Raw genomic sequence first — 12,643 nt, 5'->3', positions numbered from 1 at the left:
CATGAACACGAAAACCCATATCAGCACTGCAGAGCGATTTGGCAACTGGCTCGGCCGGGGATGGCGCGGTTGCCTGCACCGCGAGCGGCAGGTATCAGGCTGGCTGAGTGCGCAGGGTGTGCCTGCTGTAGCTGCTACAGCGCTGTTGTGGATCGCCAAGTTCATCATGCTGGGCGTGATGTTTTATACCGCGTTCTGGTTGGCGTTGCTGATTGTGGCTGTTACCGCTGTCGTGTTGATGTTTCAAAATAAGACGACGGATGAAGCTGATTTCCTAGGTCGCGAGGCTGAAGAAAGAGATCATCGTGAGAGCCTCTTCTATCATCCGTCGTGTTTCAATGATGATCCTGATCCTCGTTTTGATGACGATTGAAGCGAACTGGTACCTACTTCTTCTTAGCCCCGCTGATCATAAGATTTGAGCCTTTGCCACCGGCTTGACCAGCATCCCTCGTGCCATTTGCCAGTCCTTGAAGTGCATTTCCCGCCCTGACTCCAGCCCACGCTAAAGCGGTAACCCAGAACGCTGGCAGAACCAGGAACATTGTCGCCATCACGAAGTTCAGCAGCATATCGCCGAAGGCGTTGTTCAAGCCCATCACCGGATCGAAGTTGGCGTGCGGTCGATTCCATCCCCACCCCCAGCCATAGAGCGCGTCAAGGATGGTCGAGTCGATCCAGCGGGCGAGCTGGAACCAGAAATCGACGAAGAAGAACGCAAACTGCACGATGCTGATCGTCACCAGCGATTTGAGGTCGTAGGTGCCGATGACCAGCACCAGCGGGATGCAGATGACCAGGGCCATCTTTAAAAACGACAGTACCATCGGCAGCGCCTGCCGCATCACGTCCATCGCTGGGAATAGACCCAGGGCCCCAATGGTCATGCCGATATCGCCCGCCGCTCGGGTGACGATATTCGACAGCGTCTTGTCGATCTGGCCGCCGTAATCGGTGTAGATGGCACCCCGGTTGAGTTTCTGCTGGCGGGGGGCGGCGATCGCACGGATCACCGCGTCATCCACCGCCGTGCGGTTGAGGAAGCCGGCCCAGTTGGCCAGCCGGGTTAACAGGCCGGGATCGACCTCAGTCAGCAGGCGGGCACGCAGGCCGATGTCGCCATCGCTCCACCACTGCCGACAGGTCGGATAGCCGGCGCCGCTCGACACCTGGGCCAGGCCGGCATCGCGGCTGCTGTCGTAAGGCCAGCCATCGCGTGGCGTGCTCGCGTGGTAGCTGTCGTAGTAGCTGCCGGTATTGATGAAGTAGCGCGCCCCGATCCAGCTGACGTCGTGCATCTGGGCTTCGTCGAGCTGTGGCCGGGTCATGAACAGTTTGGCGCGCGCCGGTCCGTAACAGTCATGGGTAAAATCCGCCACCTCCTGGGCCAGCAATGGGTCGTCGATGCGGGTGGCGTCGATCTCCATGCGCAGCTGTCGCAGGTCGCTGCCGCAGGGGATGGCTGCCACCGAGGCACCGGTGACCGCACGGGACAGTGCATGCATGAAGGCCCACCAGACCGGTACCTTGGCACTCTGGTGATTGAGGGTGGTGAACGACTGGCTCCAGCCGGTATCGCTGGGGGCGGGTACCTGGACCTGGCACTGGCGGGAGCGCGAATCGTCGAAGCGGATCGTGTTGAGGTCGACGTCGATAAAAGGGATGCCGGCGAACAGGATCACCACGATAGCCACCCAGACCCGGTTCTCGATGCGCATCGCGGACAGTACGCCCTTGTTGCCTTCATCGGCGCCTTCGCTGCGTGCCTTGAGCCATTCCTGGAGGATGATGGCAACGAAGGGCAGGGCGAACACACCACTTGCGACCAGTACGGACCAGATGCCGTTGTGGACGATCCAGCCCACGAGGGTGAGGTAGTACTCCAGGTAATCGGTGGTATAGAGCGTCATGCCGGGTTCTCCGTTAACCGACCTGCAGCAACAGGCTGCACTCCAGCGCGGCGATTGCCAGCACGCCGGCAATTTCGGCACGGACCAGGCGCCGGCGTGAAGCCCCATCGGGCTCGCGCGCAAGCAAACGTCGGCGCATCCATCGCCAGCCAACGGCCGTTACTGCATAGAGGCAGAGTCGCCACAGCAGAAAATACCAGGATGCTGCCGCCATCCAGCGTGCCCAGCCGTCGATACTGCCGAACCGGTATGCCGATAAGGTTGGCCGCTAGGGCGGCCACCATCAGCACTGACACCCACAACAGCGCCTTTGCCGTACGCCGGCCGAACCCTTTGCGAACGCGCCGCCAGGCGGGACTCATGGCGAAGCGCCGTTCAAGGGGCGCTGCAGCTGCTCAAGGCGATCCGGCACCGGGTCGCCCTCGTAGATGCCGCGGGAGCCGGCGGCACGTGTACGAAAGCGCTGGATGATCGCCATGGGCGAGTTGTTGGCCAGTTCCCGGCGCAGTTCCAGTTCGGTCTTGAGGTTGAGGATCTCCCGGTCGAGCAGGTTGCTTTCGTGATCGACAGCGTCGACAGCCAACTGATTGGCTGCAACATTGGGCTCCTTCATGCCGGTCAGCAGTGTGCGCTGCAGCAGCAGGGCCTTCTCCAGCACCGAGGACAGTGCCACCTCGGAGGCCAGACGGCGGGCCAGAATGGCCTGATCGGGCTCGTCGCGCAGCGCCTCGATAACACCGCGCGTGATCGGCAGCGAGGCGCTACCCGCTTCACGCAGGTTGTCGAACGTGGTGGCGCGCGCCCCAGTGATCAGCTGCTGCAGGGCCTGCAGTTTACTGTCGTATTCGTCCTGGATCAGCGGTGTCAGCCCGACCCCGGGGGTGGTCTCGGTTTTGGTGCAGTGCTCGCAGGTACGCTGCTCCTGTTCGCCCAGTACACGGGTGGCCCATGCCACGGCGGCCTGTGGCGAAGTCCAGGTCTGGCAGGCCAGGCTGTTGCAGCTGGCCGGATCGATGGATGAGGTATCGGATACTGTGCGGCCATTGACCAGGTTGTAACCGGCGCGGGTGACGTCGCTCACCACCTTTATCGAAGGCTGCCCGGTACCGCCGGCATTGCTACCGCCGACCCAGGGCACGCCCTCATTGCCCTTGCTGGTCTCGGCCTCTTCGATGGCGGAGACCGCATCGGTGCTGGCCACGGCTTGCTGCAGCACCATGCCTTCGGACAGCTGGCTCCAGCCTCGTTGGCCGCCGGCCATTTCGGCCATGCGGTTAGCCATCGCCCGGCAGGTCAGCTTGGAGCGGTCGAAGTCGAGCCGGGCCTGCAGAATACCATTGGTCAGCAGGTTGTAGAGGCCAGGGTCGGCGCGCTGGATGATCAGCGCCGGCAACGAGGCAACAGCGCTGGTGGCATTCTGGATCACCGACGACATCAGGGTCTGGAAGCCGTCGGTCAGGCCGTTGAGCTGGTTCTGGATGGTGGTCGAGATCGACAGGTCGCCGCAGACCAGATTGCTGTTCCAGCCGGCGCCGACCCCGAGGGAGCGCATGCTGGCGGCACCGCTCATGGAGACGGCGTTGCCGCCGCCGATGGAGTACATCACCTCGTCGCCGATGACGCTGCCGCTGGTCTGAAAGCCGTTGCTGCTGATCGTGGTCTGCGCCGCTGCCAAGCTGCCAGCCAGCACAAAGGTGCCTGCCAGTAATGCCGGACACCAGCAGCGGCGCAGTAAGCGGCTTGATGTGTTCATGTCGCATGCAGGGTACATCCTTGTGTCCTCAGTCGAAGTCCACGCTGCCGAGAAAGCGCTGGCCCCGGCGCTGGCAGCAGCTGTACGGCCGCCACAGCGCCCAGGCATAGTCGCCCTGCCGGGCCTGGAGTCGCGGATCACTGTGGGGGAACACCGCGCAGGAGGTGGACAGTCGCGGTGTCAGTTCCTGCCATTTGCCAGTCGACGCGTCGCTTTCCATCAGCGCCCCGGCCGGCCAGTAGCCGTCCCGTGAATTCGCCAGCAGCGGCTGGTAGACATGCAGCTGGCCGCGCCGCGTGACGATATCGCCCGCGCGCTGGGCGACGACGGCACCGGCCTTGTGGTCGTCGCTCTGGTGCAGGAAACCGCCGCGGGGATAGACGTTGCCCCAGAGGTTCAGTGCGCTGCGGGTGCCGATCTCGCGCATGCCGGGTGTCAGGGCTTCCGGATAGACGGCCTCGGGCAGATTGTAACGCCAGGCGACCGTATCGAGGGTGCTGAGCAGATAAGGCATGAACGCCGTAGCGGCGCCGTCGCAACGGTAACCGAAGCCGGCGGCGAACTGGCTGAACAGTTTGGCACCCGGGTGGCCGATGACGTCGGCGTTCTTGAATTTGGCGAGGTTGTTTTCATGGTCCTCGTGGGTGGTGCCATCGCCACCCGCCTGTGCCGTCGGGTTGGGCTGGCTCATCGCCCGCACGTCGACCCAGGGGGTTTCTCCGGTGTTGCTGTAGCTCGATACCACGGCATCGGGCACATAATGGCGCACCTTGACCGAGGTGCGTACCGTACAGCCGCTCCACGAGCAGTGCAGCCAGTAGCAGATGCCCACGATCCGGTATTCAAGGCAGTTCGGTGACAAGGCCGATTGCAGAATGGTGGTGGTCGTGAGGGCGGCGCCCGGTGTTGCCGTACCGAGCAGCGCGATGGCGGACCCGAGTCGCAGACGCTGTCGGATCCTCATGGCTGTTCCTGGCGATACTGCGCCACGCGATCCAGTGCCTGGTCGAGGTCGGCCTCGCCATAGACGACATAGCGCCGGTCCACCACGACCGCTGGAATCGCGGTGATACCCAGACTCCAGGCATCGGTCACGCCCTGGTAGGCGTTCTGCAGGCGCCGGTGCAGCTGCTGGCCACCCTGTGCCAGTCGTTGCTGCATGCGCTGGCTGGCCTGCTGTGGGTCCTTGGGTAGCCGGGCGGACAGCTGTGCCTCAAGACGCGATGGTGCGTCCAGTTCGATGACGCGGTCGGGGGCATGTGTACCGGTCACGGGGTTATGGCTATCGCTGATCACCCAGACCTCCGTCGCAGTGGCGCTGCCGCTGAGAAGCAGCAGAGCGAGGATGGCCAGGCTGGGCCTGTACGAGCCATGAAGCTGTTGCATGCGTGTTCCCCGGTGGGTTGATGAGGTTACCAGTGCAATCGAAAACGGAGCTTTGCTCCACCAACAATGGGCACCGCGGTGCATCCCTATTTTGAGGGGGGAGTGGCAGCGAGCCGCGCCCGAAGGGACGCAGTCGCTACCGCGGGAGGAGAGAGCAAGGTTATAACAGCCCCATCTCCGCAAAGGAAAAGGGCTTCCCCTCGCCGATAATGAAGTGATCCAGCACGCGGATATCCACCGCCGTCAAGAGTGACGCCAACCGTTCAGTGATGGCCTTGTCGGCCAGGCTGGGTTCGGTTACGCCTGAGGGATGATTGTGAGCGAAGATGACCGCCGCCGCGTTATGCTCCAGCGCCCTGGACAGCACGACCCTCGGATACACCGATGACGCATCGATCGTGCCCTTGAACAGGACGTCGAAGGCGATGACGCGATGGCGGTTATCGAGGAACACCACCGAGAACACTTCGTTGCGCTCGCTCGCCAGTTTCATGCGCAGGTAGTCCCGCACCTCCGTCGGGTTCTGCAAGGTGTCGCTGCGTTGGAAGACGCGTCGCTCGGTGATCTCAATGGCGCGGGCGATGATCCAGTCTTCATGCTGGCTATCCAGCGGGATGGACAGGCGTGCGCTGTCGTTGATGGCAACGGATGTTGTCATGGGATGCCTCCTGGGGATTTGCGGACAAATGAGGAGGCGCCGGCCCTGGAGGGCGAGCCCTCCAGGGTCTGTGATCAATGTCGCATCCACCGTCATACAACCGGCGGTCATCCGCGCAAGGGATGCGAAGCGGACGGTGTTTGCGATCAGCGCGGCAACACCGCGCCCGTAGCCTTGAGGATCGCCGGCTACCTGGGCATGTCGCTGACAACGTCAGCGGACAATTCGGAACTGTTGCAGCGAGTGGCGGGAGCCGCCAAGAGGTCGGCATAGGCCAGGGGGGCGATGCCGCGTGCGCGGTCGATGTTTTCGGCCACCTTGAAGGCGGCCTCCAGCTCATCGATGCCCTGTTGCTGCATCAGCTGGTAGCGCTCGGCTTTTTCCTCTGGCTCGGTCTGCGCCAGCGCCAGGTGAAGGCTCGGTGGCACCGCGCGGAACAGCAGGTCCATCGACTTCGACAGCACCACGCCTTCGGAGAACTTGCCGGCCTCCTTGCGCGCGGACAGCATCAGTGCCTTTTGCGCCGGTGACAGCTCGCGAAAGCGGGCGATCTTCTCAACCTCGTCCGGTGGCATGGACAGGCAGATCCACCATTCGATCATGTTCAGCATTGGCTCCGCCGCCTTGGGCAGATCGTCGATGTTCTGCGTCGCCAGCCAGTACCAGGCGCCGAGTTTTCGCCACATCTTGGTGATCTTCACCACATAGGGGGCGAGCAGCGGGTTCTTGGTGATGATGTGGCCTTCGTCGGTGACATTGATGATGGGCCGGCCCAGGAACTGGTCGCGTTCTGCCAGGTTGTTCACGGTATTGATCAGGCTGATATAGGCGATGGAAAGCTGGGCGTTGTAGCCCTCGCGCGCAAAGGTCGCCAGGTCAATGACGGTAATGTCCGCTTCGGGCCAGGGGGTGCCGGGGCGGTCAAACATCTCGCCATCAACCCCCTGGCAGAACATGTCCATGGCATCGGCCATCTCCAGCAGGCGTGCCCGGCGCGTCTCCGGCAGGGTTGTGTCACCGGCGCGCCCGCGTAGCGCATCGCGCAGGTCGCGGGTCAGCACGGTGCGTTGTGCCGCCACGCAGTGCCGCGCGGCATCGAGAATGCACTGGCGGATCAGACTGCGGTCGGCGCGGGTCATGCGCGCCTCTTCGCGCTCTTCGCCACCGGTGATCATCAGTCGCGCGGTGATCTCCAGCTCGCCAAGCACGTCGCGCTGCTCGTCGATGTCCGCCGCTGCAGGGGCTGCGCAAGAGGCGTCGTCGAGGGCGTCGGCATCCAGCGTCTGTACATGGCCAGGTGTCTCGACCAGGCGGCGGGCGTCTGCGAAGGGTGCCAGGCTCACACCGGCACCGGGCGCCAGCCTGACCCGGTTCAGTGTCATTCCCAGTCGCTGGGCAAACTCACCGAACAGCCCGAAGCTGTTGCCGGCCTCGACGATGAACAGGCGTGGCCGGTAGATCGCCGTGACCTGGTTGAGGATATTGTTGAGCGTGGCGCTCTTGCCAGAACCGGTGGGACCGAACAGGAACAGATGCGCGTTCATCTGCCGATCGAGACGGTTCAGCGGGTCGAAGGTGATAGTGCCGCCGCCGCGGTTGAAAAAAGTGATGCCGGGGTGGCCGGTGCCCTGGCTGCGCCCCCAGACTGGCGCGAGGTTCGCCGCATGCTGGGTGAACATCAGCTGCGTGTACCACTGGCGGCGGTCCTGCCCCGGGTTGTAGAGGCCGGGGAGCCAACGCAGATAGCTGTTGAGCGGCGCGACCTCGTCGTTCTCCCGCACCGGCTGCAGGCCGGCATTAAGCATGACATTTGCCAGCTGCAGCCCTCGGCTTTCGAGTTCGGCCTCGTCCTGGCCACGCAGGTAAAAGGCGAGGCTGCCGCGGTACAGCTTGTGCGCACTGCCGATCAGTGACCGGGCCTCGTGCACGTCGCTGAGTGTCTGCTCCGACGCCAGGGTGTCGCCGACCGCCTTTCTCGCCAGCTTATTCAGGTGAGCTTCCAGCACATCCTGCGGCGTGACCACCAGGGTCAGGCACATCAGGGTGTCGTCGGGCATCTGATCGAACAGGGTGTTAATGGCGTCGCCCTTGCGGGTCTCACCGGTCAGGTGGCCAGTGGCGGGCGGCGTGCGCAGGCGGTCCGACACCAGCACCCGGTGGGGCATGCCGTCGAAATACCACAGCCCTTGCCGGGCGTCGGAACGGGGCTGGCCGAAGAACAATCGCTGACTGAAATCCTGGCCGCTGGCCAGCTCGATCTCATCGGGGGCGGTCTCGTCGGCATCGACAGCCTTCGGGTAGGCCGCCTGGCGGTAGAAGCGTTCACGGTCCTCGGGGGCGGGCCCCAGCAGCGATGGCCTGGGATTGAACCAGCGCAGCAGCCAGTCATGGATCTGTGCCGCGTCCAGGCGCTGGGCCTCAATACCGGCGTTGGCCAAACCGCCCAGCAGACGGTCGCAGACGATATTCAATGCCTGTTCCGGGGATTGCCCGCGCCGCGAGGCCTGGCCGTTCAGGCGCCGGTAGACCACCATGCGCACCCGCCGGCACTGGCCGCGCCAACGCAGGCGGCTGATGGCGGTATCCTCGAACAACCCGCCGGGCTTGGCCACAGCCCTCAGGTGGTGGGCAATGGACGTCAAGTAGCATTCGCTGAAGGCGGTGCCCTGGGCGCGGGGCTGCAGGTACCTTTGCAACCGAGCCAGGTACGCATCGAAGTTGGCCTCGTCCTGGGCGTAGAGCTGCAGCACCCAGGGGTTGTCGTCCAACTCGTCGAAGCTGTCCTGCAGAGCGTTTTCCAGGGCATCCCGAGCCTGTGCCAGCCAGGCGGCTTCCCGGCCTTCGGTGCCCAGCGGCTGCAGCTCGAAAAAGGCAGCGACGGATAGACCGTCCTCGAGCAGCATGCACTGGGTGTCGGGCAGGTACTCGACCCAGGGCAGCAGCTCGACAAAGGACGGAGCCCGGTCGTACAGCGCCTGCTCGTCGGCCAGCGTCGCCGGCCGGCTGCCGTGCACCGCCGCGCCGGGCGCCGGAAGACCCGCGTCCTGCAATGCCTGAACGTGACGCTGCCAGCCATCGGGCGGGTCCTGGGCGCTGTCGTCTCTATCCTCAACACAGTGTAGCCACGGCCATCTCCAGTTCCATGTCCAGGCCATCAATAGTCCTCCAGACGTTCACCGGGCATTGCATACTGCACGCGCTGATACAGCGGAAAGACCGTGCTATAGCCCGGCACCGGTACCGGGTCAGTTCCGGCCAGGTGCGGGAACACATACATGATCAGGTCCGGGTTTGGCAGGCGGTGGAACTGCCGGGTGATCTCGTTGTGCGCCGTGCGGGTGTAGTGGCTATTGATGGCCGGCGCGGCCTTAATATTCGTTTCGGTCAGCGGCCGGCGCAGGCCCTGGCGGGCGTCGAGTAGCCGCCGCGTGGCGGCCTGGCCCGAGCCGCCGTCACCGGCGTGCTGCTGCCAGAGCTCCTGCATGCTGCGATCGCCATGGGGTAGCAGCTTGTCCTTGTGGGTGGCGCAGCCGGCGAGCAGCGTCACCACCAGCGCCAGTACCAGGGGCTTAGTCGAGATCCCGTGCATAGCTACCTCCTGTGCGATGGTCGACCTTGCGCCCGTCGGGGGCATAGTCGATGGCGAGCGATTGCTCGAGGTGGATGGCGACCTGGGCGCCAGGCTGCACGTACACGGCGGCGAAGGCCTGGCCATAGAGCTTGTTGACCCAGGACGACATGTCCTGCACGCCGCCGGCGAGGATGCGGCCCATTGCCTCGTTGCTGCTGATACCGACGCTACCGAGCGAGCCGTCGGCGCCGACGTACGACAGCTGACCGTTCTCGGCGTCGATCAGCGACGCCGCGCCGGCACCGGCGGCGGTGATCAGTGACTGAGTACCAAGGTACTGCTGTGCATTGCTGCGGCGCTCACCGCTGACGCAGGGGATGCCATAGGGATCGCTGATCCAGCCAAGACCGTCCTGGTTGCTGGCCGGGTTCCCGCGCTCGCTGTCTGCGGGCAGGGTACTGATGGTGCCGTCATGAAACACGAAGGTGATACTGCGCACCTGGCCACGCACGCACGACAGGGTCCAGTCGCCGGAGGCCGTACCGCTGAACACGGCACCGGCCACACCGGGAAGATCGATGCCGTTGGCGGTGAGGTTGTCTGGACCGACCAGGACCTTGAACGGGTACGGATCGTTCACGGTACCATCGATGGGGACGCGACCGATCAGCGCCGTCATCGCCACCGAGCCCATCAGGGTGGCATTGGCCGGCAGCGTATAGACCGGCGTTGCGGCCTTGGAAGCTGCCGCTTGGGCATCACCAATGGTGAGGCTGGTGCTCGTGGTTTCTTCCGGGCGCAGTGCCGGGCCAAAACGGCTCGGGAAGCTGAAGCTGTCGCTCGCGCTGTTACGGCTATCGGCAGGCAGGGCGTCATCGGGTTCGATCCACTGCAGACCGGTGCTAAAGCCGTCGCCATCGCCCTCGCGCAGTCCCAGGCCCACCGGCAGTTCGGCATGGCCGCCGGTGTCGCTCAAGTCTGCAAGCTGCCGCTGCAGCTCCTGCAGTAGTCCCTCGGTCTGCTGTCGCTCGCCGGCGACACGATTCTGCTCCTGTTGCAGGTTGGCGCGCTCGGATGCCAGGGCGGTACTGATGCGTTGGTCGATTGCGCTCTCGCGCTGGCGCAGACGTGCGTTCTCGGCGCGCTGGGCGTCGTTGTCGCTCAAGGCCGTCTGCAGCTCGGTGCGCAGTTGCTTGACCTGTGCGACCAGCGTGGCCACGGTGTCGCGCGGAGTGTCGCCCTCGATACCGAGCGCCTGCATCTCCTCGGGGGTCAGTGCGCTGCCGGCAACGGGTGAAGGCGGCGTCCGGGCTCCGTCCCCGGAAAACAGCCGGATACCCATGAACAGTAGTAACAGCGCCACCGGGATCATCAGCCACTTGAGCAAGCCGTTACTGCGCATGTTTGGCTCCTTCCGGGATATTTGCAGGGCGTGGCAGGTTAAGCGCCGGATCGATGCGGTTGATGGCGGGCAGCAGTGATTGCGCGAGGCCATGGCCGCGCGTGACCAGGTACAGCACGGTGGTATCCTCCGCCATGCCGCGCGGGCCCAGGTCAGGGTGCTGGAAGCTGGCCGTCATAAAGTCACCCTGCAGTGCCCGGGGATCGAGCCCGATCCAGCGCTCGCTGGTGTTGGTCAGTCGCACCGCGGTGACCCACTGATCGGCCAGACGCCAGGCAACCAGTGCCTTGGCATGGATCGGCTCGGTGGGCAGCAGGGTATCGAGCGACAGGTCGTGGCGCAGGTTGACGCGTTGAATTCCCGCCAGCGGTTCCACCGTGCGCAGTGGGGCATAGAGGTTCTGCGCGGCGAAACGCGTCAGCACCACCGGTAATGGGGTCTCGTGTCGGGGCGTTTCAGGTGGGATACCTGGTGAGCTATCAGCCGCGGTTACGGGCTCACCATAACGTGAGGGTAGGGTAGTGCCCTCGACGATGCGCACTGGCTCCAGTGGCGGCTCGCCCGCTTGAGCGGGTGTGGCGGCGATGTCGAGCAGGATCAGGGCACCGGTATCGGCATCCTGCAGCTGTAACCGGGTCGGCTCGATCGGCTCGCTGGCGCGCAGATAGACCGCGCCGCCCGCACTCTGGACCCGCAGCCGCTCGCCCACCCGGGCGGGAAACCCAACCCGGACGTTGCGGTCGATGAAGACGATGCGCTCCTGGCCCACCACCAACGGCACCGCGAGCGGCAGGCGCTCCCAGCGCAGTATCTCCACGGCCTGCGCCGGCACGGCCACCAGGGCTAGCATGACCATCCACCAGGTGGAAGCTCGACGATTCATGGCGTTACTCCTTGCAGGTTCAGGCCAGCATTCCCGGGTGGTTCGTCCGTCGGCACATTGATGCGTTGTGGCGCGCCGTCGTAGCAGTCGAGTGCCAAACCGAACGGGTTGCGCGTCGGGTCGACATCCAGACGCACGACCTTGATCGGGTAGCGCACCAGGGCGCGCTTGACCTGCTCTGAACCGTGATACTCGTCCGCGCTGATATCGAGCCTGACCACCCAGTCTCGGTCCGACACCACCTGCACGCGTGCGCTGGGGTTGTCGCCGTAGCCGCGGCCGGGAATCTCGTAGATGCCGCGCACGCGTTGGCGCAGCTCGCCGGTACTGCGGCGGTAGTCGTAGTCGGCCTGGAGGAAGGCGCGGCAGGCGGGCGTGAAGTAGGGCGACAGGGCATGAAGGTTGCGCGCATAGTCCGCTTCGCCATTCGACGGCCAGCGGTTGAGCTGCTGGAACACATAGAAGGTGAAGGCGTAGACGGACGCGGGGGGCACCTCCCACCACTTCCTGGAGCTGCCTGAGCGCAGGTCCGGCGGCACATGGATGGTGAGATCCCGCGGCGTACTCCACCAACCGCCCCCCATGACAAGGGCCAGCAGCAACAAGGCCGCTACGCCAATGCGCAGGGTACGGATATGCGATTGCAGGTGGGCGACTTCGTTCTTGAACCGGCTCATCGGGCCTCCCGTCGCACTGACCAGGCACCCGAACGCGTGATCAGTGTGTGCCCGCCAACCCACCCGGCCAGCAGGGGATAATGCGACGCCAGCCACCATTGCAGGTACCGGTACAGCCAGGTGTCCGGCCGGCCCCGCTTGTGACGGCGCAGGACACCGCCACCGACATATACCCCGAGAGCGATTGCCGCGACGATGCAGGTCGGCACCAAGGCGACGGTCGACAACAGCGAGGCCAGGGGCACCCCGACGGTCAGCCCCAGGGCAGCAGACAGGCCGCAGCAGATCCACAGCTCATCCGCGCTCAGGCCTCGCACCACCACCGGATGGCGGTTGAGCCGATGCGGAAGAAACGCCACGGTACCGTCTGCCTGGATAAGCTGCGCACTGGACATGGCGCGGG

Annotated in this window: 13 protein-coding genes; 1 reads left to right on the top strand and 12 read right to left on the bottom strand. The window is 64.6% G+C overall.

Annotation, left to right across the window (positions count from 1 at the left end; all coding sequences use genetic code 11):
• Position 1: 1 nt before the first annotated feature.
• Positions 2 to 373, top strand: coding sequence for a DUF3742 family protein (locus tag F451_RS0119125; RefSeq protein WP_020683024.1), 372 nt, complete (start codon positions 2 to 4; stop codon positions 371 to 373).
• Positions 374 to 386: 13 nt separating this feature from the next.
• On the opposite strand, the gene F451_RS0119120 is transcribed toward F451_RS0119125, so the two are convergent.
• From F451_RS0119120 to F451_RS0119065, 12 genes are all read right to left on the bottom strand, one after another.
• On the bottom strand, positions 387 to 1,910 hold the full coding sequence (locus F451_RS0119120; RefSeq protein ID WP_020683023.1) for a conjugal transfer protein TraG N-terminal domain-containing protein: 1,524 nt from the start codon (positions 1,908 to 1,910) through the stop codon (positions 387 to 389).
• Positions 1,911 to 1,923: 13 nt separating this feature from the next.
• On the bottom strand, positions 1,924 to 2,124 hold the full coding sequence (locus F451_RS28940) for a hypothetical protein (protein WP_020683022.1): 201 nt from the start codon (positions 2,122 to 2,124) through the stop codon (positions 1,924 to 1,926).
• A 144-nt stretch (positions 2,125 to 2,268) separates the two neighbouring features.
• Entirely contained in the window at positions 2,269 to 3,663 is a 1,395-nt protein-coding gene (locus F451_RS0119110; RefSeq protein WP_020683021.1) for an integrating conjugative element protein, read from the bottom strand.
• A 28-nt stretch (positions 3,664 to 3,691) separates the two neighbouring features.
• Positions 3,692 to 4,627, bottom strand: a complete 936-nt coding sequence (locus tag F451_RS0119105; protein WP_020683020.1) for a TIGR03756 family integrating conjugative element protein — start codon at positions 4,625 to 4,627, stop codon at positions 3,692 to 3,694.
• Positions 4,624 to 5,049 (bottom strand): TIGR03757 family integrating conjugative element protein, encoded by a 426-nt coding sequence (locus tag F451_RS0119100; RefSeq protein ID WP_020683019.1) that lies wholly within the window; start codon positions 5,047 to 5,049, stop codon positions 4,624 to 4,626. Before F451_RS0119100 ends, F451_RS0119105 begins: the two co-directional genes overlap by 4 nt.
• A 160-nt stretch (positions 5,050 to 5,209) precedes the next feature.
• Positions 5,210 to 5,707, bottom strand: a complete 498-nt coding sequence (locus tag F451_RS0119095; protein ID WP_020683018.1) for a JAB domain-containing protein — start codon at positions 5,705 to 5,707, stop codon at positions 5,210 to 5,212.
• A gap of 188 nt (positions 5,708 to 5,895) precedes the next feature.
• Positions 5,896 to 8,862 carry a conjugative transfer ATPase gene (locus F451_RS26080; RefSeq protein ID WP_083928491.1) on the bottom strand — a complete coding sequence of 989 codons (2,967 nt, stop codon included), beginning with the start codon at positions 8,860 to 8,862 and terminating at the stop codon, positions 5,896 to 5,898.
• Entirely contained in the window at positions 8,862 to 9,296 is a 435-nt protein-coding gene (locus F451_RS0119085) for a TIGR03751 family conjugal transfer lipoprotein (protein ID WP_020683016.1), read from the bottom strand. The genes F451_RS26080 and F451_RS0119085 overlap by 1 nt, the downstream gene beginning before the upstream one ends.
• On the bottom strand, positions 9,277 to 10,680 hold the full coding sequence (locus F451_RS0119080; protein ID WP_020683015.1) for a TIGR03752 family integrating conjugative element protein: 1,404 nt from the start codon (positions 10,678 to 10,680) through the stop codon (positions 9,277 to 9,279). The genes F451_RS0119085 and F451_RS0119080 overlap by 20 nt, the downstream gene beginning before the upstream one ends.
• Positions 10,670 to 11,563 (bottom strand): TIGR03749 family integrating conjugative element protein, encoded by an 894-nt coding sequence (locus tag F451_RS0119075; RefSeq protein WP_026291891.1) that lies wholly within the window; start codon positions 11,561 to 11,563, stop codon positions 10,670 to 10,672. Before F451_RS0119075 ends, F451_RS0119080 begins: the two co-directional genes overlap by 11 nt.
• Positions 11,560 to 12,240, bottom strand: a complete 681-nt coding sequence (locus F451_RS0119070; RefSeq protein ID WP_020683013.1) for a PFL_4703 family integrating conjugative element protein — start codon at positions 12,238 to 12,240, stop codon at positions 11,560 to 11,562. Before F451_RS0119070 ends, F451_RS0119075 begins: the two co-directional genes overlap by 4 nt.
• The gene (locus F451_RS0119065; protein ID WP_020683012.1) at positions 12,237 to 12,635 is read right to left on the bottom strand and encodes a TIGR03750 family conjugal transfer protein; all 399 of its coding nucleotides are present in this window, start codon (positions 12,633 to 12,635) and stop codon (positions 12,237 to 12,239) included. Before F451_RS0119065 ends, F451_RS0119070 begins: the two co-directional genes overlap by 4 nt.
• Between the last annotated feature and the right edge of the window lie 8 nt (positions 12,636 to 12,643).

Origin of the sequence: Marinobacterium rhizophilum DSM 18822 (assembly GCF_000378045.1) — a bacterium.
Classification (GTDB): domain Bacteria; phylum Pseudomonadota; class Gammaproteobacteria; order Pseudomonadales; family Balneatricaceae; genus Marinobacterium_A; species Marinobacterium_A rhizophilum.
Note: the sequence above shows the minus strand (reverse complement) of the source record. Positions and strands in the feature narration are given on the sequence as shown.

Coding starts and splice junctions, on each gene's coding strand:
- F451_RS0119125 (WP_020683024.1), top strand. CDS start 2: ATGAACACGAAAACCCATATCAGCACTGCAGAGCGATTTGGCAACTGG.
- F451_RS0119120 (WP_020683023.1), bottom strand. CDS start 1,910: ATGACGCTCTATACCACCGATTACCTGGAGTACTACCTCACCCTCGTG.
- F451_RS28940 (WP_020683022.1), bottom strand. CDS start 2,124: ATGGCGGCAGCATCCTGGTATTTTCTGCTGTGGCGACTCTGCCTCTAT.
- F451_RS0119110 (WP_020683021.1), bottom strand. CDS start 3,663: ATGAACACATCAAGCCGCTTACTGCGCCGCTGCTGGTGTCCGGCATTA.
- F451_RS0119105 (WP_020683020.1), bottom strand. CDS start 4,627: ATGAGGATCCGACAGCGTCTGCGACTCGGGTCCGCCATCGCGCTGCTC.
- F451_RS0119100 (WP_020683019.1), bottom strand. CDS start 5,049: ATGCAACAGCTTCATGGCTCGTACAGGCCCAGCCTGGCCATCCTCGCT.
- F451_RS0119095 (WP_020683018.1), bottom strand. CDS start 5,707: ATGACAACATCCGTTGCCATCAACGACAGCGCACGCCTGTCCATCCCG.
- F451_RS26080 (WP_083928491.1), bottom strand. CDS start 8,862: ATGGCCTGGACATGGAACTGGAGATGGCCGTGGCTACACTGTGTTGAG.
- F451_RS0119085 (WP_020683016.1), bottom strand. CDS start 9,296: ATGCACGGGATCTCGACTAAGCCCCTGGTACTGGCGCTGGTGGTGACG.
- F451_RS0119080 (WP_020683015.1), bottom strand. CDS start 10,680: ATGCGCAGTAACGGCTTGCTCAAGTGGCTGATGATCCCGGTGGCGCTG.
- F451_RS0119075 (WP_026291891.1), bottom strand. CDS start 11,563: ATGAATCGTCGAGCTTCCACCTGGTGGATGGTCATGCTAGCCCTGGTG.
- F451_RS0119070 (WP_020683013.1), bottom strand. CDS start 12,240: ATGAGCCGGTTCAAGAACGAAGTCGCCCACCTGCAATCGCATATCCGT.
- F451_RS0119065 (WP_020683012.1), bottom strand. CDS start 12,635: ATGTCCAGTGCGCAGCTTATCCAGGCAGACGGTACCGTGGCGTTTCTT.